General features: G+C 43.9%; 30 protein-coding genes. 9 read left to right on the top strand and 21 right to left on the bottom strand.

The genetic code is table 11. The annotated features are described in order from the left end of the window. Window positions 1-18: 18 nt before the first annotated feature. The 4 genes from IAE16_RS02235 to argC are packed head-to-tail and all read left to right on the top strand — an operon-like array spanning window position 19 to window position 2,367. Window positions 19-441, top strand: a complete 423-nt coding sequence (locus IAE16_RS02235; protein WP_323701090.1) for a DUF1122 family protein — start codon at window positions 19-21, stop codon at window positions 439-441. A gap of 47 nt (window positions 442-488) precedes the next feature. After that, on the top strand, window positions 489-923 hold the full coding sequence (gene rplM / locus IAE16_RS02230; RefSeq protein WP_323701089.1) for a 50S ribosomal protein L13: 435 nt from the start codon (window positions 489-491) through the stop codon (window positions 921-923). Further along, entirely contained in the window at window positions 920-1,360 is a 441-nt protein-coding gene (rpsI, locus tag IAE16_RS02225; protein WP_323701088.1) for a 30S ribosomal protein S9, read from the top strand. The genes rplM and rpsI overlap by 4 nt, the downstream gene beginning before the upstream one ends. After that, the gene (argC, locus tag IAE16_RS02220) at window positions 1,345-2,367 is read left to right on the top strand and encodes an N-acetyl-gamma-glutamyl-phosphate reductase (RefSeq protein ID WP_323701087.1); all 1,023 of its coding nucleotides are present in this window, start codon (window positions 1,345-1,347) and stop codon (window positions 2,365-2,367) included. The genes rpsI and argC overlap by 16 nt, the downstream gene beginning before the upstream one ends. Here argC and IAE16_RS02215 read toward each other — a convergent pair. The 13 genes from IAE16_RS02215 to IAE16_RS02155 all read right to left on the bottom strand — a co-directional run bounded on the left by IAE16_RS02215 (window position 2,364) and on the right by IAE16_RS02155 (window position 11,995). After that, a complete protein-coding gene (locus IAE16_RS02215; protein ID WP_323701086.1) occupies window positions 2,364-2,912 on the bottom strand; it encodes a GTP-binding protein in 549 nt (182 codons plus the stop codon). The genes argC and IAE16_RS02215 overlap by 4 nt on opposite strands. After that, a complete protein-coding gene (locus IAE16_RS02210) occupies window positions 2,912-3,604 on the bottom strand; it encodes a DUF4388 domain-containing protein (protein ID WP_323701085.1) in 693 nt (230 codons plus the stop codon). Before IAE16_RS02210 ends, IAE16_RS02215 begins: the two co-directional genes overlap by 1 nt. 6 nt (window positions 3,605-3,610) lie before the next feature. After that, complete coding sequence (locus IAE16_RS02205; RefSeq protein ID WP_323701084.1) at window positions 3,611-3,964, bottom strand: roadblock/LC7 domain-containing protein; 354 nt, start codon at window positions 3,962-3,964, stop codon at window positions 3,611-3,613. A gap of 25 nt (window positions 3,965-3,989) precedes the next feature. After that, a complete protein-coding gene (locus IAE16_RS02200; protein WP_323701083.1) occupies window positions 3,990-4,850 on the bottom strand; it encodes a permease in 861 nt (286 codons plus the stop codon). Window positions 4,851-4,862: 12 nt separating this feature from the next. Then, window positions 4,863-5,294 carry a phosphatidylglycerophosphatase A family protein gene (locus IAE16_RS02195; protein ID WP_323701082.1) on the bottom strand — a complete coding sequence of 144 codons (432 nt, stop codon included), beginning with the start codon at window positions 5,292-5,294 and terminating at the stop codon, window positions 4,863-4,865. Then, window positions 5,294-5,851 carry a Fe-S-containing hydro-lyase gene (locus IAE16_RS02190; RefSeq protein ID WP_323701081.1) on the bottom strand — a complete coding sequence of 186 codons (558 nt, stop codon included), beginning with the start codon at window positions 5,849-5,851 and terminating at the stop codon, window positions 5,294-5,296. The genes IAE16_RS02195 and IAE16_RS02190 overlap by 1 nt, the downstream gene beginning before the upstream one ends. An 18-nt stretch (window positions 5,852-5,869) precedes the next feature. After that, a complete protein-coding gene (locus IAE16_RS02185) occupies window positions 5,870-6,721 on the bottom strand; it encodes a lysylphosphatidylglycerol synthase domain-containing protein (protein ID WP_323701080.1) in 852 nt (283 codons plus the stop codon). Further along, on the bottom strand, window positions 6,718-7,320 hold the full coding sequence (locus IAE16_RS02180; protein ID WP_323701079.1) for an FAD/NAD(P)-binding protein: 603 nt from the start codon (window positions 7,318-7,320) through the stop codon (window positions 6,718-6,720). The genes IAE16_RS02185 and IAE16_RS02180 overlap by 4 nt, the downstream gene beginning before the upstream one ends. Before the next feature lie 58 nt (window positions 7,321-7,378). Then, a complete protein-coding gene (locus IAE16_RS02175) occupies window positions 7,379-7,522 on the bottom strand; it encodes a hypothetical protein (RefSeq protein WP_323701078.1) in 144 nt (47 codons plus the stop codon). 66 nt (window positions 7,523-7,588) lie between these two features. After that, window positions 7,589-8,821 carry an FAD-dependent oxidoreductase gene (locus IAE16_RS02170; protein ID WP_323701077.1) on the bottom strand — a complete coding sequence of 411 codons (1,233 nt, stop codon included), beginning with the start codon at window positions 8,819-8,821 and terminating at the stop codon, window positions 7,589-7,591. A gap of 1 nt (window position 8,822) precedes the next feature. Next, complete coding sequence (locus tag IAE16_RS02165) at window positions 8,823-10,100, bottom strand: dihydrolipoamide acetyltransferase family protein (protein WP_323701076.1); 1,278 nt, start codon at window positions 10,098-10,100, stop codon at window positions 8,823-8,825. Next, a complete protein-coding gene (locus tag IAE16_RS02160) occupies window positions 10,060-11,037 on the bottom strand; it encodes an alpha-ketoacid dehydrogenase subunit beta (RefSeq protein WP_323701075.1) in 978 nt (325 codons plus the stop codon). Before IAE16_RS02160 ends, IAE16_RS02165 begins: the two co-directional genes overlap by 41 nt. Beyond that, a complete protein-coding gene (locus IAE16_RS02155; protein WP_323701074.1) occupies window positions 11,024-11,995 on the bottom strand; it encodes a thiamine pyrophosphate-dependent dehydrogenase E1 component subunit alpha in 972 nt (323 codons plus the stop codon). The genes IAE16_RS02160 and IAE16_RS02155 overlap by 14 nt, the downstream gene beginning before the upstream one ends. 17 nt (window positions 11,996-12,012) lie before the next feature. On the opposite strand from IAE16_RS02155, the gene IAE16_RS02150 reads away from it, so the two are divergent. From IAE16_RS02150 to IAE16_RS02140, 3 genes are read left to right on the top strand one after another with little or no spacing between them, the layout of a single operon-like run. Further along, on the top strand, window positions 12,013-12,339 hold the full coding sequence (locus IAE16_RS02150; RefSeq protein WP_323701073.1) for a nucleotidyltransferase domain-containing protein: 327 nt from the start codon (window positions 12,013-12,015) through the stop codon (window positions 12,337-12,339). Next, complete coding sequence (locus tag IAE16_RS02145) at window positions 12,314-12,688, top strand: HI0074 family nucleotidyltransferase substrate-binding subunit (protein WP_323701072.1); 375 nt, start codon at window positions 12,314-12,316, stop codon at window positions 12,686-12,688. Before IAE16_RS02150 ends, IAE16_RS02145 begins: the two co-directional genes overlap by 26 nt. Next, window positions 12,685-13,641 carry a gluconokinase gene (locus tag IAE16_RS02140; protein ID WP_323701071.1) on the top strand — a complete coding sequence of 319 codons (957 nt, stop codon included), beginning with the start codon at window positions 12,685-12,687 and terminating at the stop codon, window positions 13,639-13,641. The genes IAE16_RS02145 and IAE16_RS02140 overlap by 4 nt, the downstream gene beginning before the upstream one ends. On the opposite strand, the gene IAE16_RS02135 is transcribed toward IAE16_RS02140, so the two are convergent. From IAE16_RS02135 to IAE16_RS02105, 7 genes are all read right to left on the bottom strand, one after another. Further along, complete coding sequence (locus tag IAE16_RS02135) at window positions 13,638-14,189, bottom strand: tetratricopeptide repeat protein (protein WP_323701070.1); 552 nt, start codon at window positions 14,187-14,189, stop codon at window positions 13,638-13,640. The genes IAE16_RS02140 and IAE16_RS02135 overlap by 4 nt on opposite strands. Beyond that, window positions 14,179-14,742: a hypothetical protein gene (locus IAE16_RS02130; RefSeq protein ID WP_323701069.1), complete on the bottom strand. Its 564-nt coding sequence runs from the start codon at window positions 14,740-14,742 to the stop codon at window positions 14,179-14,181. The genes IAE16_RS02135 and IAE16_RS02130 overlap by 11 nt, the downstream gene beginning before the upstream one ends. Then, window positions 14,739-14,921, bottom strand: a complete 183-nt coding sequence (locus IAE16_RS02125) for a hypothetical protein (protein WP_323701068.1) — start codon at window positions 14,919-14,921, stop codon at window positions 14,739-14,741. The genes IAE16_RS02130 and IAE16_RS02125 overlap by 4 nt, the downstream gene beginning before the upstream one ends. Window positions 14,922-14,993: 72 nt before the next feature. Further along, the gene (locus tag IAE16_RS02120) at window positions 14,994-16,643 is read right to left on the bottom strand and encodes a cytochrome c oxidase subunit I (protein ID WP_323701067.1); all 1,650 of its coding nucleotides are present in this window, start codon (window positions 16,641-16,643) and stop codon (window positions 14,994-14,996) included. Between the two features lie 19 nt (window positions 16,644-16,662). Then, the gene (coxB, locus tag IAE16_RS02115) at window positions 16,663-17,442 is read right to left on the bottom strand and encodes a cytochrome c oxidase subunit II (RefSeq protein ID WP_323701065.1); all 780 of its coding nucleotides are present in this window, start codon (window positions 17,440-17,442) and stop codon (window positions 16,663-16,665) included. Next, complete coding sequence (locus tag IAE16_RS02110; protein WP_323701064.1) at window positions 17,439-18,209, bottom strand: SCO family protein; 771 nt, start codon at window positions 18,207-18,209, stop codon at window positions 17,439-17,441. The genes coxB and IAE16_RS02110 overlap by 4 nt, the downstream gene beginning before the upstream one ends. 3 nt (window positions 18,210-18,212) lie before the next feature. Continuing rightward, window positions 18,213-18,989 (bottom strand): cytochrome c oxidase subunit 3, encoded by a 777-nt coding sequence (locus tag IAE16_RS02105; protein ID WP_323701063.1) that lies wholly within the window; start codon window positions 18,987-18,989, stop codon window positions 18,213-18,215. 182 nt (window positions 18,990-19,171) lie between these two features. On the opposite strand from IAE16_RS02105, the gene IAE16_RS02100 reads away from it, so the two are divergent. Together IAE16_RS02100 and IAE16_RS02095 are read left to right on the top strand one after the other, a co-directional pair. After that, entirely contained in the window at window positions 19,172-19,876 is a 705-nt protein-coding gene (locus IAE16_RS02100; protein ID WP_323701062.1) for a dienelactone hydrolase family protein, read from the top strand. After that, complete coding sequence (locus IAE16_RS02095; protein ID WP_323701061.1) at window positions 19,873-21,885, top strand: carbon starvation CstA family protein; 2,013 nt, start codon at window positions 19,873-19,875, stop codon at window positions 21,883-21,885. Before IAE16_RS02100 ends, IAE16_RS02095 begins: the two co-directional genes overlap by 4 nt. On the opposite strand, the gene IAE16_RS02090 is transcribed toward IAE16_RS02095, so the two are convergent. Continuing rightward, complete coding sequence (locus IAE16_RS02090; RefSeq protein ID WP_323701060.1) at window positions 21,882-22,133, bottom strand: hypothetical protein; 252 nt, start codon at window positions 22,131-22,133, stop codon at window positions 21,882-21,884. The two genes, IAE16_RS02095 and IAE16_RS02090, sit on opposite strands and share 4 nt — an antisense overlap. Window positions 22,134-22,145 lie beyond the last annotated feature (12 nt).

Below are 22,145 nucleotides of genomic sequence, written 5' to 3'. Positions count from 1 at the left end.
ATCTTATAATTATAGACCATGGAGGCCTTCAAAAAAGATTTAGCTGTGCATTTTCAACTTCTCAAAGTTGAAGGTGGTAGGTTCGCAGAAGAGGAGAACATAACCCTAGGCAAGGACGGCAAAAGGATACTTTTCATAAAAGCCTTCTACGGCAGAAGACCTTATTGGAAAGAGTGGGTGGAGCTTTTCCATATAGAGCCTGAGTTTTTTGGCTCTCCTCTTGAGGATGAGCTGTATGGCGTATTGGCAAAATATTTCAGAAGGATTTTCGTAGAGTATTACGAAGACCCTCAAACCATGCAGGAGCTAAAGAAGGGAATAGAGCCACAAAACACAAGACTAGGTTCAAAGCTAAAAGTCTTAGGTTATAGGTCCTTTAGAGATTGGTATTATCCTGAGGGATGGATGGAAGGAGGCTATAAATTGCAGGCAGAGAAGTAATCTGTGCTATAATTATACTTCTTAAAAGCCCTTAAAGGAGAAGAAGGATGAAAACTTATCATGTTAGAAAAGAGGATGTGGTAAGAAGCTGGTGGGTTGTAGATGCTCAAGGTAAAACCCTTGGCAGGTTGGCTTCTCAAGTAGCAAGGGTTTTAATGGGAAAGCACAAACCCTATTACCAGCCTGACGTGGATTGCGGAGATTTTGTGATAGTCCTTAATGCAGACAAGGTGGTTGCCACTGGCAAAAAGTTAGAGCAGAAGAAATACTACTTCCATAGCAATTATCCTGGCGGTCTAAAGGAAAGAACTCTTGCTTGGATGCTTGAGAATAAGCCAGAGGAGGTAATAAGGCTTGCGGTAAAGAGGATGCTTCCAAAAAACAGGCTGGGGCACAGAATGCTAAAGAGGCTAAAGGTTTACAGAGGCTCTGAACATCCTCACATAGCCCAACAACCCAAAACATTGGAGGTTGAAGCATGAGCTTAAAGCTGAAAGACTTCAAAATAGGATTTGATAACTCCTTTTATGGCACTGGCAGAAGAAAGGAAAGCGTTGCAAGGGTCTGGCTCATTAGGGGAACAGACAAGCAAGTTGTCAAAGTAAAAGAGAGCGGAAAGGAATATGCTCTAAAAGACTATCTCCAAAGAGAGGCTCTCTATCAAAAGGTCTTGTATCCTATAAAGCTCACTGGTCTTGAGGGAAGGTTTGGTATATACGCCACCGTGAGCGGTGGGGGCATAAGCGGTCAAGCGGACGCCATAATGTATGGAATTGCCAAGGCTCTGCTTAAATACAACCCAGACCTAAGACCTACCCTAAAGAAGGCAGGCTTGCTAAAGAGAGATGCAAGGGAAAAGGAAAGGAAGAAGTATGGTCTTATGAAGGCAAGAAAAGCCTACAGATGGAGCAAGAGATAAAAGTATGCGTTTATGGTGCGACAGGGTATACTGGAGTTGAGCTCCTAAGGATACTTTTGGAGCATCCATATGCTAAGATAGTCTCTTTGACCTCTCAATCCTACGCAGGGAAAAGGCTCTCTGAGGTCTTTCCTTCCTTTTTGCCCACTCCCTTGGGTTCTATGTTTCTTACCGCTGAGCCTGAAGAAGACTTTGACATAGCCTTTCTCTGCCTTCCTCATGAAACTTCCCTTGAGCTTGTGCCAGAGCTTCTCAAAAGGGGCAAAAGGGTTATAGACCTCTCTGGTGCATACAGGATCGGAGACAAAAGCAAGTATCCCGAATATTATGGCTTTGAGCACACTCATCCAGAGCTTTTGGATAAGGCTGTCTACGGACTGCCAGAGCTTTTCAGAGAACACATAAAAACCGCTCAGCTTGTGGCAAACCCGGGGTGTTATCCTACCGCCACACTCTTGGCTCTTTATCCGATCCTCAGAGAAGGGATTGAGTTGGACTTTGTTATCGTTGATGCCCTCTCTGGGGTTTCTGGTGCGGGAAGAAAAACAAGCCAGAAGTTCCACTACCCTGAGATGGAAGGCAACGCCTTTGCATACTCTGTGGAAAAGCACAGACACACTCCAGAGATGGAATATGTTATTCAGAGGGTGTATGGTAAGGATATTAAGCTGAGATTTACACCGCAGGTGATACCTGCAGTGCGTGGAATGATGGCAAAGGTGTATACAAGATGTGAAGAGCTGGACTTTGTTAGCCTTTATAAGGAAACATACGAAGGGGAACCTTTCGTATTTATTTCTCAGGAGCCTCCTCACCTTAAACATGTAGTCGGAACCAACTTTTGCCTTTTGTATTTACACTACCACAGGGAGACTTCTATCCTTGAGGTTATAAGCGTTATAGACAACCTGAGCAAAGGAGCATCCTCTCAAGCGGTGCAGAACTTTAATATTATGATGGGTTTTGGGGAGGGCTTAGCACTAAAGAGGCTTGCTACGTTTCCCTAAGCGGATAATTCTTCTTTTATTATTTCGAGCAGAGAAAGAAGCACCCTCTTGACACTTTCCTTGTCAATTGCTGAAACGGGTAATACTGGTATACCTTCATCCTCACTTATATCAAGAACAGAAGCCACATCCTCTGGTGGCCACGCATTAGGTAGGTCCTGTTTATTAGCACCCACCACCATGGGAACAGGAAAGCGAGACTGGAAGAAGTTTATTATCTTTCTTGCCTCGTGAAAAGTGGAAGGGTCTGTGCTATCCACCAATATTATTATTCCAAGAGCACCCTCACCGAGTATCTCCCACATGAAATCAAACCTTGACTGACCAGGCGTGCCAAAGAGATACAGCTCGTGTTCATCGTCTATACGAATTTTTCCAAAGTCCATGGCAACGGTGGTGTATTCTTTTACACTCTTTTCGCCAACTGCCTGGGTTTTCCGTTCAGTTTTGACAGTTTTTATCTCACTAACTGTGTTTATAAACTGAGTTTTACCCGCCGCAAAGGGTCCAGCAATTACTATCTTTATTTTCTTTATAGTCCTCATTACAGCTCCCTTATCCTTTCTATTATTTTCATTAGAAGGTCAAGGGCTATTGACGGTTTTTGCTTCCTCTCTCTCTTTTTCCTCTTTATAACTCCAAGGGCAAGAAAACCGTATAGAGCTCTATCTACCGTAAGGTTTTCAAGACCAGAGTCTTTTCTTATGTCGTATACCGTCCTCTCACCGTTTATGAGAGAAAGAACCCTTTGCTCCTCTGGAGTGAGCTCTACCTTCTTCAACCTCTCCTCAGAACCCTCTACTGGTTCAAAGAGGATAAGTTCATCAGATATCTTTCTTTCAACCTCCTCTGGGGTGAGAGTACGAGATGCCATCATAATTATATCTTCAACAGGGTAGACTACTGAATAATTAGAGCTGTATCTAACAAAACCGGGCGTGAAAGAAAATACACCTTCTTTCATATCAAGCCTTTCGATGAGAAACCTCTGCACAGTCCTAAAAAGATTATCTCTTGATATGCGGAGCTTTTCTATTAGAAGGTCAAAGTCCCTCTCCGCGTAAACTCTAAACACCCTATCCACAGGACGGGCAAAGATTATCTCCCCATCCTTTACATAGTAAGCCGCTGTTATATCTTTCCATTCTACGAGGAGTATTCCACTCTTCCTATCTTTGGCTATTATCTGGAGTATGTCAACAAAGTTAAAAGTTTTAAGGTCACCTGTCAGAGCCATAACCTTTTATATCATCCCTTTTATTTTGTCCTGTGCCTTCTTTATCTCCATAAGTAGTAGTCCAAGCTTGGCATTGTTGTCCGCAAGAACCACCATAACTGCATCTCTTCCCACTCCCGTCAGAATAACATACCCATCATGCCCCTTGACGGTTATCTGTTCCAAATTGCCCTTAGCTAATTCCTCTGAAACGCGTTCACCCAATGAGAGTATAGCCGCACTCATTGCAGCTATTCGGTCCTCTTCCATGCCCGGTTTGAGAACCGATGCTATGGGCAATCCGTCTGCAGACACGAGGGATGCACCCTCTAAGCCTGTGTTTCTTATCAGTTCCTGTAGAACCTGAGTATATCTATCCATATTTCCCTCCTCCTTAAGAATTATACTAAAATTTCCATAGAAATATATCGTAAACAACACCCATGATTATAGAAAAGATGACCCAAAAAATCACATAGGCAACCACTAAACCTTTTGGCAGAAACTTAAGGGTCGCAATTATTGTAGGCATGCATATACCCGTGCCACCAAGCATGAAGGTAAGGGACACACCTGAGCTAAAGCCTATATCTCTCAGAGCCTTAGCTATCGGAACTTCTTCACCAGAACACACATATATGGGTATAGATGTAAAGGAGACTAAAGGATAAGAAAGAAAACTTCCCGCTATGGGTCTTATGAGCTCTGGTGGTATGAGGGTTTTTATGAGAGAGGCTATGACTATACCGAGAAGAAGGTATTTACCTATCCCAAAGAGGTTGTCCTTGAAGTGTGTACCAAAGGACTTCCATCCGCTTTGGCTTGCACCACCAAAGGAAAGAGGTAGACTACTGGGTTTTTTGAAAAATAACTCAGCCATGTAAGCAAAAAATAGGGCAAAACCTAAGGTGCCAAAAAGTCTAAGGGCAGTCATGGGAAGACCGAAGTATCCATAGGTAAGTATTAATGTTACTGGAGATACCACAGGAGCCACTATGAGAAAGGATAGGACGGGTGCATAGCTCCTTGACATACTATTTATAAGGTTTGCCACAGGAAGCATGGAGCAAGAGCAAAGAGGCAAAAGCCCACCAAGAAAGCCTGTGTATATGGGTGCGGTCCTTTTATTTTTGAGAAATACTTTTAGCCAGCTAAGTTTTGTAAAGCCTTGCAGGATAGAGGTTATGAGGACCGCAATTAAGAAGAAGGGAAGTATATCCAGAGTGTAGTCATACAGAGAAAGGAAAAACTTCTCCAAAAGCCTCATAATGAAAATATCTTAGCCAAAAAGAAAATACAGTATGACTGCGTTCATAATACCTGCGACCACATCGTCCGCCACTACACCATGACCCTTTGGCAGTTTTTCAAAGAGCTTTATGGGATAGGGCTTTAGTATATCCAAGACCCTAAAGGTTATAAAGGCAACCGCCATGGTCTTTAGTGTAGGTTCAATAAAGAGAAAAGAGAAGAAGTAGCCTACTATCTCGTCTATTACCACCTCTTCTGGATCTTCCTCCCTTGTTAGTTCTATCATATAGTTGGCAGACCAGACCGCAACCGCATACAGCAAAAGCCCAAAAAGTAAGGTGAGCCACCACTTGTAAACAAGCAGATAAACAAGAGGGACACCAAGAAGAGTTCCCACTGTGCCCGGTGCATACCTAAAACGTCCCACGTAAAAGCCCGTGGCGATTAACTCCTGCCACATTATATGTCTATCCTTGCAAACCTTTTTCTTCCCTCTTCAAAGACATCCCCTCCATATATATCGTTGGCAACTATAACAGGAAAGTCTTCCACGTATAGTCTTCTTATAGCTTCCGTGCCAAGGTCTTCGTAAGCAACCACCTCTGAGGACTTTATACACTTAGAGAGCAAGACCGCCACGCCACCCACCGCTGCAAAGTATACCGCCCTATACTTTTTCAAAAGCCCCCTTGCCTGAGGAGACCTATACCCCTTGCCTATCATACCCTTTAGACCCAGCTTTAGAAGATCTTCCACATACTTATCCATCCTTATAGAGGTAGTAGGACCGGCAGAGCCTATAACTTGCCCAGGCTTTGGTGGTGTGGGACCCACATAGTATATGACCTGTCCCTTTACATCTATGGGTAAAGGCTCTCCTCTTTGAAGAGCTTCCACCATCCTTTTGTGCGCTGCATCCCTTGCGGTATATATGTAGCCTGTAATGAGAACTTTGTCTCCTGCTCTTAGGTCTTGGATGACTTCGTTAGTTAGTGGTGTTTGAATTCTCTTTTCCATAAACAAATTATAACAGCTTTAGGCTCTGTATCTGCTTAAAACAAGTGCGGAAGGCACACCCCAAAGGAAAGAAGACAAAAGCAAAAAACTATGAAAGACAAAGCCCATTTTTAGCCACTCCCTTAGGCTCTCACCCAAAAGTTTAAGAGGAATTCCAAAGGCAAACTCGTAAGTGCCAAAACCCATAAAGCTATGAAGGGGAAGCACAGAGCTAAGCTCTCCACCAAGAAAGGCAAGAAAGCCCTTGTATATATCCATGCTATCTATAGGCAGTAAAACAATCAAGGCTAAGAACTTTAGGCTATGAGACAGAGAGGAAAGCAGAAAAAGTAAAAAAGACAAGCTAAAGCTAAGCTCCCTTTTGATAAAGTCCTTTAACTCACCAAACCTGCCTCTATAAGGCAGGAGCAAATATCCTAACCTTAAACTCAAAGATAAAATTAAAACAAGCACAGAAGCCAAAAGTGCATAAAGATTAACCACAGAAAAGCTAAGAAAAAGCAGAAAAAAGAGGGTAAGAAGGTCATATAATCGCCCCATAAAGAAAGACCAAAGGGAAGCACTCAAGTTAACTCCAAGCCTTTTTGCATAATAAAACCAACTAAGTTCTCCAGTCCTTGCGGGCAGAAGGTTATTAAAGAGTATGTTAGCAGAGTTTATGAGAAAAACCTGATATAGGCTTAGGTTTCTCAAAAGCAGTTTCCATCTTATAGACCTCACTAACTGGCTAAGGCTGTATAGAAAAAAGGCAAAAAGCAGGTTTTTAAGCTCAACATCCTTTAGACTGGAAAGAAGCTCACCTAAAGGGACAAAGTAAAAAAGGAAAGCAAGGAAAAGAAGGGTAAGGGCAAAGGGAAGGAGTTTTTTCAATCCTTTTCTGGCACGTCGTGGATAACAATCCTTTTGCCTGCAAACCTTGAGAGTATCTCTATGGCAACTTCAACGCCAGAGCCAGCACAAGAGGTAAAGTGAGAGGAAAACCCAGCAAGAGTTCCAGTTACAAAGAGGTTTTTGTCTACTTCAAAGTCCTTATGCTTTATCATAACCCTACCGGGCTTTGGAGATTTAGGGTTTTCCAACACCTCTACCTGCAGACCTTCTATATTAAAAGAATGAAAGCCCCCTGCCAAAACCACATAGTCTGCGGTAAAGCTTTTACCAGAGGTAGTCCGAAGTTCAAAGCCCTCTTCCTTTTTCTGTATGCTCTTTACCTCTTCTTGCAAAAAGTCCACACCACCCCACTGGTCTATCTGCTCCCTTATCTTTTGCAAAAGCTCTGTGCCAAGCATAGTATCCAAGCCCGGCACGTTTCTAAGCAGAGCCTTTTTGAGGTCTGAATTATCCGTGTCAAAAACTATATACCTTCTGCCCTCTGCCCACTGCCAACCTCTATCCCTTGCGGACACTAAGGTCAAAGCACAAGAAAGACCACTGGCTCCACCACCTACAATAGCTACATCGTACCTCACAAAACATTATTATACAACAAAAACGTCCACACCTCCTCTACATAACCTGAGATTTCGCTTATTTGCTCACAAACACCTCTGTCTTTTCTTCCTTTTTCTCAAAGTCAGAGGGCTTTATATTCTTAAGAGATTCCCTTATTTTCTTCCTTTCCTTCGCCATTGCCTTCATCTTCTCAAGCTCTTCTTTGCTAAAACAACACATGATAGCACCTCCTTACGCTTGATGCTTTTATTCTACGCATCTATGATAGAAAGGTTATGTTTTGAATCATAAAAGCCTTAAAAAGAGGCTTTCCGCCAGTGTAGGATGTGGCAGGCAGAGCCTTGAGAGCATATCAAGGTTTAGCTCTGAAAAGAGGCTCGTGGTGAGAAGAGATATTATCTCGCCTGCGTCTCTTGATAGGAGTTCACCTCCAAGGAGAAAGCCCTTTTTGTCAAAATAGAGAAAAGCCATACCTTCTTCTGTGTGGTATATACTTCCTACCGCAAAGGCTCTAAGGCTTATGCTCCTTTCTGAAAACTCCACCTTTTTCTCCTCAAGCTCTTTTCTTGTGAGACCCACCTTTGCGTAAGACAAAGGTTGAGTGTATAGCACATAGGGTATCTTATAGGGTGGTGTGAAAAAGCCTTGACCTTTTGTGAGTTTTTGTGCCACCGAAAAGGACTGAAGCCTGCTTGCGTGTGCAAGCTCCACTATACCGTTTATGTCCCCCACCGCATAGTGGTCTTTTAGAGAGGTCTCGTAGCTCCTGTCTACCAGTATGTGCCCCTTCTCGTCCCGTGCAAGGTCAATCCTTATACACTGTGAGTTAGGCACTCTCTTTTTTAGCCAATAAACAGCCTCCGGTGGTGTGTCAGGCATAGTTTTAAAAAGCACGCCCAAATCCTTTAGGCTTTTTAAGAGCCTTGTTTTTATGGATGGGTGCATAAACTCAAGGCTTTTTTCCTCAAAGTAAGCCTCAACGGACACACCCATAAGGGCATACATGCATGCAAACTCAAGAAGTATTGGGTCATCGCCTGCAAGTTTTATGCTACCTGGAAGCTCCTCCAGTTCCAAAAGGTCATTACCGTTAGGCTTTTGAGGATAAGACTTTCCTGTGTTAAGGATTATGTATTTTCCACTTATCCTTCTGCCTTCAACCTCCACCACGTGTGGTTCTACAAGCTCTCCGTATCCGTAAATAAAGTCCACACCCTTTAGTAGTTTTTCTATCTGGTCTCTTAGTGTTTTTGTTAGCCTTTGTTTTTTCTCCTTTAGGTTTTTCAAGTTTAGGCTAAGGTCTTTCACAGATATCAAGGGTGAGTTTTTCAATTCAAAGAGCTTTCTTGCCTCAAAAAGGTAAAGCTTTGTAGGTATACATCCTTCATGAAGGCAGACGCCACCAAGATGAGCTTGTTCCCTCTCCACTATTGCGGTCTTTAAGCCCGCTTTTTGTAGTAGCTCCGCACCCACATAGGCAAGCCCGCCTCCCAAAATTATCACATCATAGTCATACATATCACGCTCCCTTCTTTAACATTTTTATGTAATTTTTGTCTAAAACCTTCTCCTTTAGGTGCTTTACAAACAAAGCTCCATGAAAGCCGTTTATAACCCTATGGTCAAAGGTAAAGGTCATATGGGTTTTGCCGTCGCCTTCTTGCATGCCTACCGCTATTATGCAAACCTGTCCATAGGGTATTACCGCATCAAAAGCCCTAATTCCAAACATGCCAAGGTTGGATATGGTTAAGGTTGCACCTCTTATATCTTCAAGGCTTAGCTTGCCCTCTTCTGCCCTTTTCCTTAGCTCTCTTACCTCCTGTGCTATCTCCCTTAGGCTCTTCCTGTTTACCTCCTTTATCACAGGATTGTAGAGCTCATCTCCCACCGCTATGGCAAGTCCTACGTTAGAGCTTGGGTAAACCAGATAGTGGTCTTCCTTGTAGACCGCCCTGAGCCTTTCAAAAAACTGCATGGCATCGCCCACTATCTTTACAAGCCAATGGGTAAGGGTTATCTCCTTGTCCCAGGGGATAAGGGAAAGATCAAAGACTTCGTACATGTGATAGTGAGGTATCACAAAACTTTTGGAGAGGTTTGATATAAGGCTTTTTTGAACAGAGGACACTGGGACTCTTCTTGGAATGCCCTTCTGTTCCACATAGGCAAGGAACAGGTCTTCGTCAATCTTTTTGTTAGGAAATTCTTTGAGGAGCTCCTCAAGAGAAAGCTCATATTCCCTTAAGAGCTCCAGTGCCTTTGGTGTAAAGTATCTCTCTTTTTCAAACTCCTCTATATCCTTTGCATGGGTTGGAGAGGGTAGCCTGCCTTCCTCCTGTAGCTCTTTTAGGTCTATACCCTTTTCCTTTGCCAAAAGTCTTGCATAGGGAGACGCAAAGCCGGGTGGCAGTTCAATTCTTTTCTCTTTCTCTATCTCCTTGGGTGGTGGAGGGGGTTTCCTCTCTTCCACCTTCGGTTTTTCTTCCAATTTTGGCTTTTCCTCAAGTTTTGGCTTTTCTATTCTCTCTCCCAACTCCATTATGGCTATGGGTTTCCCTACCTCCACCTCCTGACCTTCTGAAACAAGTATCCTCTTTATTGTGCCTTTTTTGAAGCTCTGTAGTTCCATAACCGCCTTTTCCGCCTCTATCTCCGCTATGACCTCACCCTTTTCCACATAGTCTCCTTCCTTTTTGAGCCAACGGACTATCTTTCCCCTTTCCATCGTGTCTGAAAATTGGGGCATCAAAACCTCATAGTCCATGGCTTTTGCTCCAGCTAAGTATACGCTCATATATCTTCTCGGGTGTGGGTATAGCCATTAGCTCAAGTTTCCTGTTGTAAGGTATGGGAACTTCCTCTCCAGCTATCCTAAGAGGTGGTGCATCAAGGTAATAAAATAGCTCCTCGCTTATCCTTGCTGACAGCTCCGCACCAAGACCAAGAGTTTTTGGAGCTTCGTAAACTACCACAAGCCTGTGGGTTTTTCTAACAGACTCATATATGGTCTCAAAGTCTATGGGTCTGAGGGAGATAAGGTCTATAACTTCGCAGGAAATCCCGTCTCTTTCCTCCAACCACTCACAAGCCTTCAAGGTGTCATGAACCATTTTAAGATAGGAGACTACCGTTATGTCTTTTCCTTCCTTTAAAATTCTTGCCTTAAAGGGGTCAAAGTTTTTCACATACTCAGAGGGAAAGTCCATACCATACAGGAGCACATGCTCCAAAAAGACCACAGGGTCATCCATCCTTATGGCATGCAAGAGCCCATGATAGGCACTTATAGAGTCCGAAGCACAGAAGACATAAAGCCCTGGCACGCTGGCAAAAAAGTGCTCCAGGCTTTGAGAGTGCTGTGAGGCGAGCTGTTTTGCCACACCCTGTGGCATGCGCACCACGAGAGGGAGAAAGAGCTTTCCACCGCTCATGTATCTTAGCTTTGCCATCTGGTTTACAAACTGGTCCATAGCCAACATGGCAAAGTTTACAGTCATTATCTCCGCCACTGGACGAAGTCCCATAAGAGCCATACCTATGGCAGTGCCCACTATGGAGTTCTCTGCTATGGGTGTATCTATTACCCTCTTTGGTCCATACTTCACATAAAGACCATCGGTCACTCTATAGTTGCCACCATAAAAACCCACATCCTCCCCAAGGACTACCACCCTTGGGTCATGTTCCATAGCATAGTCAAGGGCTAAGTTTAAAGCATCACGGTATAACATCAGAGCATACCCCACAGTATAGGTCTGTGTATAGCTCCTCTTCGGAGGGTTCTGGAGAGCTCAGGGCAAACTCTACCGCTTCTTCAACGACCGCCTCCACCTTTTGGTCTATGAGCCTTACCTGTTCCTCTGTGAGCCAGCCTTCCTTATATGCTTTTTTGAGCAATAGGTCTATAGGGTCTTTTTTGCGAAACATCTCTAACTCTCTTGGAGACCTGTAGTCTCCCTTGTCCGCCATAGAGTGTCCTTCAAAGCGATAGGTGTGTGCCTCAATAAAGTAAGGCTTTCCATATTCCTCTATGTACTGCTTGGCTTTAACTACTGCTTCGTAGACCGCAAACACATCCATGCCGTCCACAACCTCCGCTGGCATGTAATCCCTTGCCTTGAGATAAATGTCCTTCAGTGCAGATGACCTGTTCACATGCGTGCCTATGGCGTAGTAGTTGTTTTCGCACAGAAATAGCATTGGCACTTCCCAAAGGCTTGCCATGTTTATGGCTTCAAAGAAGGTGCCGTTGTTGGTCGCACCATCACCAAAGATGCAAAGAACCCCAGCCCTTTCGCCCATGAGCTTTCTGGCATACGCTGCGCCTACCGCATGAGGAAGGTGTGCTGCCACTATGGCGTTGCCACCGTAAAAGTCCATTTTTGGCTCATAAAGATGCATAGAGCCTCCCTTTCCCTTTGAAACACCCGTAGCCTTTCCAAAAAGCTCCGCCATAATGAGCTTTGGGTCTATGCCCCTTGCCAAAGCCAGCACATGCTCCCTATAGGGACAGAAGAGGTCTCCCTTTCCAAAGCCTACCACAGCACCCACATGCACCGCCTCTTCACCTATGGCAAGGTGCAAAAAGCCAGATATATTTCCCTTTAAGTATTCTTCCTTGCACCTTATCTCAAATTCCCTCCCTAACTTCATAAGGTAGTAAAACTTTTCTGCCAGCGTCTGGCTCATGCATAAAATTATAAGGGATGAGTTCTGAAGATTTACTTCTTAAAGAGCTAAAGGAAGAGCTTCTTAGGGTTCTTTCAAAGCACCTTGACCTTTCAAAATACAGGGTTTTCTTTTTTGGTTCAAGGCTGCAAGGAAGGGCTGGAAGAGGCTCTGATGTGGATGTGGGTATAGAGGGACCACCTATTGACCCTTTCAAATGGACGCAGATAGAAGAAGAGATAGAAAACTTGCCAACCCTTTATAGGATAGACCTCGTGGACTTTAACAAAACCTCAGAAGAGTTCAAAAGAGAAGCCCTAAAGCACATAGAGGTCATTCATGAGCCAGAGAAGGATATTCATTGAAAAGCTCGCAAAGGCTATAGAAAGGTTGGAAGAGGTGCTAAAGCTTGAGAAAAACTCAGTGGTTAGAGACTCCGCTATACAGAGGTTTGAATTTACCTTTGACCTTGCGTGGAAAACCCTCAAGTTATATCTTGAAGAGGTGGAAGGTCTTGAATGCAGGTCTCCAAAGGGATGCCTAAGGCTTGCCTTCTCTGTTGGTCTAATAGATAACGACCCCTATTGGCTTCAGATATGTGACTATAGAAACCTCACCTCCCACACCTACGATGAGGAGTTAGCGGATAAAATATACGAAGAACTGCCAAAGGTGTTAGAATACTTTAAAAGGCTTTACGGATTGATATCATGATAGAACAGTTATCAAAAAGCCTAAGTGCGGAGGTTTTACAGACTCATACAAGCTGGGTCTTGCTTTTAGAGAAGGTGGTCTACAAGATAAAAAAGCCAGTAAACTTTGGCTTTCTGGACTATTCTACCTTAGAGAAAAGGCTTGAAAACTGCAAAAAGGAGCTGGAGCTAAACAGAAGGCTATGTGGATGGGTATACATGGATGTGGTTCCCATAAGTTATGTAGATGGTGAATATCGTATAGAAGACCCCTCAAACCCAGTGGAGTATGCGGTGAAGATGAGAAGGATACCAGAGGAAAGGCTTCTAAAAAACATGCTTTCAAAGGTCTCTCAAGAGGACATGAAAGAACTTGCAAGACACATAGCAAACTTCCATGCAAAGGCAGAAAGGCGGGATGAGTTCGGAAGGCTTGAGGTAATGAAGTTCAACACCGACGAAAACTTTTTACAAACTGAAAAATACATAGGCATAACCATAGACAAGGAAGACTACGAGTTTATCAAGGAGAAAACAGAAGACTTTTATAGGAAATACTCAGACCTTTTTGAAAAACGCATAAAGGACGGACGCATCAAAGAGGGACATGGAGACATAAGGCTTGAGCATGTGGCTTTTTTAGAGGAAGGTATCTGTGTTTTTGACTGTATTGAGTTTAATGACAGGTTTAGGTGCGGTGATGTGGTAAACGATATGTGCTTTCTCTCTATGGAGCTTGAGCTTGTAGGAAGAAGAGACCTCTCTCAAGTCTATGAAGAAGAATACAAGAAAATAACGCAGGATGAAGAGTTTGACCTCTTTTTGCCCTTTTTCAAATGCTACAGGGCTTATGTGAGAGGAAAGGTAAACAGCTTTTTGCTTGACGACCCTCATTATGAGAAAAAGGACGAGGCTAAGGAGTTAGCACGCAGGCTCTTTAAACTTAGCAGGTCTTACGCAGAGGCTATACCCTAATCAAGCCATCTTAGGGTTATCTCAAAGCCTTCTCTATCCTTTGGCTTTTTCTTTATTTTTGGCTTTTTTGGACCTTTCCCAGGAGCATCCCAGTCGTAATAGGCAATAATTATCTCGTTCCTTGGGTCAATAACCCTTGTCCTTTCAAAATAAACTATCGCGTCATCGTCCCTGCCCATATACAGAAGAGTTAAGCCTATAGTGGCGTTTACCCTCGCCTGCCAACCCCTATCTGGTGAGTATCTTAAGGCAAGAACAAACCTGTCGTATGCCCTGCTGTAGTATCCACACATGCCCTCCGCCACACCAAGCCAATATAAGGCTTCAAAGTTGTTGGGGTTTTTCTTAAGAGCCTTTTCAAACTCCTTTATAGCCTTCCCACAGTTGCCCTTTCGCAGGTGCTTTTTTCCATTTTCAAGAGCTTTGTCTGAAGCGACGATTAAACCTGGAGGTCTTGAGGGAGGTGGTGCATCTGCTACCACAACTGTAGTCTTTTCCGCACAAGCAAAAGCAAAGAGGAAGGTTAGAGTAACTATTTTAAACTTCATGTGGTTTATTATATCTTCTATTACCTAAATCTTCAACCTTTTCCCAGCCCTTAGAACCCTTAATGTAAAAATCTTCAACCCTTCTGAAGTTTAATTTCCTGAGCCTTTTATACTCCTGAAAATTTTCAAGAAAGCTTTCAAGATGTTCCTTTGAATCAAAATAGAGCAGGTCTTTGCCTTCTCTTGCTACAGCGTAATCATCTTCGGACTTTACAAAACCACCACATACTGGACATCTTGCTCCTTTTGGAGGAGGAGGCGGTGGTTTTATCCTAAACTCCCTTTTTTCCATAAAAGCGTAGAAGGCTATGGCAATAACCACAGAAAAAACAAAAGCATCAACCGCAAAAGAAGCAAACGGAGAGAGGAAATTTCCCAAATAACCAAATATGGAGATAAGTATACCACCCACAGTTACCCCTGCGGTGAGGAATATATGCTTAATAGCCACACCTTTAAAGATAAAAAGAAGCACCATGCCGAAGCTGAACATCTCCAAGAGCCTTGCAACTACTATAAGTATGTGTCCAAGCGTGACCGCATCAAAGTTCATTTTGTTGGGTCTTTATCATGCCTTATGTAGGGCACGTTCTTTATGTTCTTAAGCCTGTTTATAAAATGTTCTCTGTTTTTCTCAGAGAGGATCATCCCCAAAAGCCCAGTGAGGAAACCTCCGAGGACTATAAGCCCAACTATGATACCCGTCAGCTTCTTTTTTTGCTCTTGAGTCATATAATATACCTCCATAAAAAAATAAAAAGAGCTCCCCAGATAGGGAGCAAGAGTATAAGGTGCACCACCACTTTAAATATGCGTATGGTATCCCTTGTAGTAAGCATAGGGGTGCCAGTCGTCAGGAACTTCTACTGGATGTTTTTTGAAGTTATTGGGTCCTACTGGTGTGGTTGTCATGCTCCACTCAAGGGATGGAGAACCCCAAGGATTGTCTGGAGCTTTCGGACCCTTGAGACTTCTAAACCAATTTATAAAGGATAGGAGTATTCCCACAGACATGATGAGAGCACCAACAGTCTGTATCTGCATGAGCTGAACCCATTCTGGAATAGGTGGATAGTCAGGATATCTTCTGGGCATTCCCTCAGCCATTCCCATATACATTTGGAAGAAGAACATGATGTTGGCACCTACGAGCATTAGCCAGAAGCTGAGCTTTCCAAGACCCTCTGAGAACATCCTTCCAGTAACCTTTGGATACCAGTAGTATATTCCACTGAAAGCTCCAAATGTAAGAGCCATACCAAGCACATAGTGGAAGTGTCCTACTATAAACAGAGAGTCAGATATACCAATGTCTATGGAAACCATCGCGTTCGGGATACCTGTGAGACCACCTATTAGAAACATAAGAATGCCGCCAAAGGTAAAGAGCATGGGTGTGTTATACCTTATGGAAGCTTTATGCAACGTAGCAACCCAGTTGAATATCTTTATACCAGTGGGAACTGCTACAAAAAGGGTGGTATAAGAGAAGAGAACCCTTAGCCAGTCTGGCACACCGGAAACAAACATGTGGTGGACCCATGTTTCAAAACCCACAAAGGCTATAGCGTATATGGCGAGAGCCATGGATATATAACCAAAGATGGGCTTTCTGGACATGGTGGATATGACCTCGGAGAAAACTCCAAAGGCAGGAAGTATCATCACATAAACAACAGGATGGGAGTAGAACCACAAGAGGTGCTGATACAGAAGCGGGTCTCCACCAAGCATAGGATTGTAGAAGTTTGTGCCAAGATACTTATCGGTAAAGAGGAGTATAACACTTCCCATAAGAGATGGCACACCAAAGAGCTGTATAAGGCTTGCTGCCATTATGGCATGCACAAAGAGGTTAAGCTTTGTCCAACCCATACCCTTTGCCCTCATGCTCACTATGGTGGTTATCATGTTAACAGAACCGGCAGTTGAAGAGACGCTATATAGGAGAACTATGAGAACGTAAAGGGATGTGGGTCCTGCGTTGTCGTTCATGGAATAGGGTGCGTAGCCAGTCCAAAGCATCTTAATCCAGTTGTTTGGTATAAGAGTGAGCAAAACCAAAAGGCTTGCACCAAAGAAAGACCAATAGCTAAAGGCATTAAGTCTTGGAAAGGCAACATCTCTCGCACCTATCATAAGAGGGACTAAAAAGTTAGCAAAGCCACCAGTCCATACAGTAACTGCCCACCACAGGAGCATCACTGCTCCATGACCTGTAAGAACATAGTTATACAGGTCCGCACCTTCCTGTCCAAACATGCCTGGAAGCTGTATACCAGGGGCACTTTGTTCAAACCTGATGATGAGACCAAAAAGACCTGCAACTATGAAAAAGATGAGAGAAGTGATAAAGTAGAGCATCCCCACCTTTTTATGGTCAGTGGTTAATATCCACTCCTTGAGAGTGGCACCGTACCAGGTTCCCGAAGGTGGCACATGTGCTACTGCCATGACATACCTCCTTTAGTTTTTATTGTTGAACCGTCTGAGCCGGCTCATTTGCAGGAGCTGTTTGCTGGGCTTCTTGCCCTCCCAGCCACTCGTTGAACTCATCTTCAGACACAACCTTTAGAACACTTGCCATCCTTGAGTGCCATGTTCCGCAGTATTCTCTGCAGAAAACCCAGTATTCACCAGGTTTGTTGAACTGGAACCAAAGTTTTGTAATCCTTCCAGGAACACAATCCTCTGTAACCCTTGCCTCGTGAACGAAGAAGGAATGTATCACATCCCTTGAGGTGCAATATACCTTAATGGGCTTGCCTGCGGGTATGTATGCTTTTGCAGAGTCGTCAACCTTTTCTGGCATTAGGTATATGTTTTTCTCAGGGTCAGCTACCTGGTTGAAGAAGGTGTAGACCTTCTTACCATTTGGATACTCAAACTCCCAACCCCACATGAAGGCGGTAACCTTTATCTCTAATGCACCCTCGGGAGCATTTCTCTGCTTTACGAAGTTAGCAAAAGAGTAGGTTCCAAGGAAAAGGACTATTATTGTAGGTATGACAGTCCAGACTATTTCTATTGCGGTGTTCCCCTCAATGTGAGCACCTTCTTCATTTTCCTTTGGTCTGTAGCGGTATTTGACCATGAAGTAGATAGAGGGAACTGCGACTATGATGTATATGGCTACCGCCACCCAGAACCATACGGTTACAGAATTTTCCCAGTAGACTCTTGGATAGGCGAATATGTCCTCTTTTGCCATGGCTGTTCCTACCAACAAAAGCAGGCTCAAGAGGTTTCTCATGTTTTAACCTCCTTTTTCTTTCTTACTATGGCATGAAGCAATGTGAGGCTTGCAAGCATTGCCCCACCAAAAGCGAAGATTATGGCTGGGTTAAGTCCATACTTTCCCGTATTTGGGTCATACCTGTAGCACACCATATAGGCAACATCCACTATGGTGTTTTTCGTTATCCTAAAGGTCTCGGCTTCTGCGAGGGCAATACGGAAGTCCCTTTCTCTTGGAGATATGCCATAAAGATACCTGACTATCTTTCCATCTGGAGCTATAAATATAACCACATTAGGATGAACAAAGACCCTATCCTGACGAGAATAGAAGAACCTATAACCCAAGGATTGGGTGAGTTTTTGAATTTGGTCCTCTCTCATTATACCAAAGGTCCATTTTGGATTTTCTACACCAAGCTGGGTCTTGAACTTTTTTATATCCTCAAGAGTATCTTCCTTATCAAAGGAAAGCACGAGAAGGTTCGCATCTTTTCCAAGTCCCTTAGTTGCTTCAAGGGCGGACTTAACTATGAGAGGGCAGGCGGAATCGCAGGTAAAGTAGGCAAGTATCAAAGCTGTGGGCTTACCCCTTATGAGGTCATAAAGCTTTTGTTTTTTACCGTCTTCCCTTATAAACTCCACATCCGCAACCTTGTTTCCAAGATATTTTTCTTCCTCTATCTGCATTATAGTTGCATCAAACATACTAGGTGTATTCTTAGGTTGCGGTGTGCCAAAGGCGAAGACCCAAAACAGGAAAAGAAGGACTATAACCCTCATGGCTTAGAACTTACCATAAGAACCTACAATGTAAGCAGTGCCCGCTACAAGTAGCCAAGCAAGGTCTACAAAGTGCCAGTAATAGCTTGCCGCCCTTGCAGGTGTCTTCTTGTTAAGAGACTTTCCACTGTTTATTAGAAGTATTAACTGCATACCAAGACCCACAAGCACGTGAGAAGCGTGAATCCCTGTGAGCATGTAAAAACCCGTTCCGTACATGTTCGCACTTATGGTAAAGCCCTTCTGCCAAAGGTGCAGCCACTCCCACGCGTGTATTACCAAGAAGACAGTTCCCAAGACCATGGTTGCCAAAAGCCACATTCTGTAGCCTCCAAGGTCTCCATGCTCGATGCTATGTTCTGCCTTCCATATGGTGTAGCTGGAAGTCCAAAGGATGAGAGTGAGGAGCGCCACAAGTGCCAAGTTCATGCCACCCTCTGGTATCCATTCTCTGACCCATACGTCCGCATGGGTTGCCCTTGCCATCCAAAAGCCTGCAAAGACAGCTCCGAATATAACCACTTCCGCAAAGACAAACCACACAATACCCTGAAAGCCAAGCCCTTCATCATGACCCTTTGAGAAGTATTCGTTAGCCCAGCCTGCGATACCTATAGCTAACAGAGCCAACCCGATCCCACCAGTTATAACAGCCAGAAGGGCCATGTTCCAGGTGAAATAGGCTATGGCGGCAAGGGCCAGAAAAAAGGGTGATAAACCTACGGGCAGTGCCCATACGCTGGTTTCGTGGTGCGCCGCATGGGTTCCCTCGTGCGCCATTTTTTCACCTCCTTTGTGATTTTTACTAATTGATATAAATCATTTTTAGTCTTTTGTCAAGTGTTATCAATTAATAATATTTTAAGATAGTAAGATTTTAAGATTTAAAAATCTTATATAAGGAACTTGCATCCACAAAGAACATGCCCTAAAATTTTCAAAAAATCCAAAGGAGGTGTATCATGGGAAGGATGGTGTCTTTCAGAAAAAATGGAGTTGAGGTATCAGGTTATCTCTCTGAGCCTGAGTTTGGAAAGGGTCCTATGGTTCTTGTATTCCACGAGTGGTGGGGGCTTGTGGACCACATTAAGGATGTGTGCGATAGGTATGCAAAGGAAGGCTTTTATGCCTTTGGCATTGACCTATATGGGGGCAAAACCGCCAGCGACCCAGAAAATGCAGGAAAACTCATGCAAGACCTTTTCCAAAATAGGTTTGCGGAAGCCAAAGAGATAGTGAGAGCTTGCATAGAATACTTCAAAGAGCAAGATATGGGCTATGTGCCAAGGACCGGTGAGTTTATGCTTGGTGCCACTGGTTTTTGTTGTGGTGGGACATGCACATGGTATTTTGGTGCAGAGTTTGCACAGGATTTTAAGGCTCTGGTGCCTTACTACGGTCTCTATTCCATAGTTCCCATAGACTTCTCAAAGATAAAAGCACCGGTGCTTGCAATTCACGCAGGAAAAGACGCCTTTATACCTCTTTCTGATGTGTTAAAGGCTATCGAAGAGTGCAACAATCATGGTGTTCCCGCACAGTTCCTAATATACTCTGGCGTAGACCATGCCTTCTTTAACGACTCAAGACCCGAAGTTTATCATGAAGAGTATGCAAGCGATGTGTGGGAAAAGACTATCGCCTTCTTCAACAAACACCTTAAATGAGGTGGAAGGATAGGCTAATACTTCTTGGATTATCTATCTTAGGTGCCTTTGCCTTTGCGGTGCTCGCCCTGTCAAGGGGTGAGCCTGTGGGGGCAATCTGGATTTTAATAGCAACCCTTTCTATCTATATGATAGGTTATAGATACTACTCCTACTTTATAGCCTACAAAGCCTTTGAAATAAACGACAATAATCCCACTCCAGCTCACAAGTTTTACAACGGTCTTGATTATGTGCCTACCAATAAGTGGGTGCTCTTTGGTCATCATTTTGCCTCCATATCGGGTGCTGGTCCTCTTGTGGGTCCTGTGCTGGCAGCACAGATGGGATACTTGCCAGGGACTCTTTGGATACTTCTCGGTGTGGTTTTGGCTGGTGCAGTTCAAGATATGGTGGTGCTAACCATTTCCATGCGTAAAGGGGGCAAGAGCCTTGGGCAGATAGCAAGAGAGGAGCTTGGAAAAGTAGGTGGCTTTATAACCCTTTTGGTCATATACAGCATCCTCATTATACTTCTTGCGGTTCTTGGTCTTGTGGTTATAAAGGCATTGGCGGAAAGTCCGTGGGGAACCTTTTCCGTTTTCATGACCATACCCATCGCCATGCTCATGGGCATTTATATGTGGCATATAAGACCCGGTGCGGTGCTACAGTCCTTTATCTTTGGCGTGGTGGCACTCTTGATAAGTCTCTATGTAGGCAGGCTTGTGGCACAGCACGAGACCCTTGGAAAGGTCTTTACCCTCTCTGAGCCTCAGCTGGCAATAGCCCTAATGGTCTATGGCTTTTTTGCCTCCGTTTTACCCGTTTGGCTTTTGCTCGCTCCAAGGGACTACCTTAGCACCTTCTTAAAGCTGGGAACTATTATCCTTATTGCCATCGCAGTGGCGATAGCAAACCCAGAGATAAAGATGCCTGCCTTTACACAGTATGCCTTTACTGGCTACGGTCCCGTCTGGAAGGGGGACCTCTTTCCCTTTCTCTTTATAACCATCGCATGCGGTGCGGTATCTGGCTTTCATGCACTTATATCCTCGGGAACATCACCTAAGATGCTTGACAAAGAAGGCCATGTGAGGCTTGTAGGCTATGGGGGCATGCTTGGAGAATCCCTTGTGGCGATAATGGCACTCATCGCTGCGGTTTCTATGGAGCCGGGTCTTTACTTTGCCATAAATAGCCCAGCATCAGAGATAGGCAAAACGGTTCAAGAGGCAGCGCAGAAGATATCCAGCTGGGGCTTTTATATAACACCCGAATACCTTGAGGAGATAGCAAGAAAAATTGAAGAGCCTACTATTCTTTCAAGAACTGGTGGAGCACCAGCCCTCGCCATAGGTATGGCTCTTATATTCGCAAAGATAACAGGCGAAGCCCTGCTTGCCTTCTGGTATCACTTTGCCATACTCTTTGAAGCGGTTTTCATCCTAACCACCATAGACACAGGGACGAGGGTAGGCAGATACATTCTTCAAGACCTCCTCTCTGGCGTATCTTCTGCCTTCAGAGACTACAGAAACCTCTGGGTAAATGTGCTTACCAGTGGCATAACGGTAGCTGGCTGGGGATACTTTTTGTATGTGGGAGTTATTGACCCTTATGGGGGCATAAAAACCCTCTGGCCTCTCTTTGGCATATCCAACCAACTTTTGGCAACCACCGCTCTCGTTGTTGCAACCGTTTATATGGTAAACAATGGAAAACTAAAATACGCATGGATAACTGGTCTTCCTGCACTTTTCCTTGCAATAAACACCATAAGTGCTGGTCTTATAAGAGTTTTTCATCCAGATAAGGCGATAGGCTTTCTCGCCCAAGCGGAGTTTCTAAAAAACGCAATAATTTCAAACACCTTACCAGCTACCATTCCAAGCGTAGAAATAGCCCATAGAGTTATCTTTAACAACTATGTAAACGCCTTTATGGCAATTTTGTATGTCTCCCTCGTGCTATGTGTTATAGCCATAGCCTTGTATAGGGTTTTTGTTGTTGTAAGAAAGTCAAGCTAATCTCCGCTTTTTTGAGGAACTTCAAGGAACTTGTATAAAAGTTGTCTTATCTCTCTTATTTCATCCTCTACCTTGTCAAAGCGTCTGTTAACGTCTGCTTTTAGCTCATCTATTCTTTTATTGGTCTCATCTATTCTCTTGTTAGTGTCCTCTATTCTCTTGTTAATAAGCCCAGCAACTAAGCCAAGCACTACTGCATGCGCAGTTATTACGCTCAGGATTACAGTCAAAACAGTTTGCCATTCCATAAGGGTTAATAT

Origin of the sequence: Hydrogenobacter sp. T-2 (genome assembly GCF_033971325.1) — a bacterium.
Lineage (GTDB): Bacteria > Aquificota > Aquificia > Aquificales > Aquificaceae > Pampinifervens > Pampinifervens diazotrophicum.
This window is presented reverse-complemented; position numbering and strand designations above follow the sequence as displayed.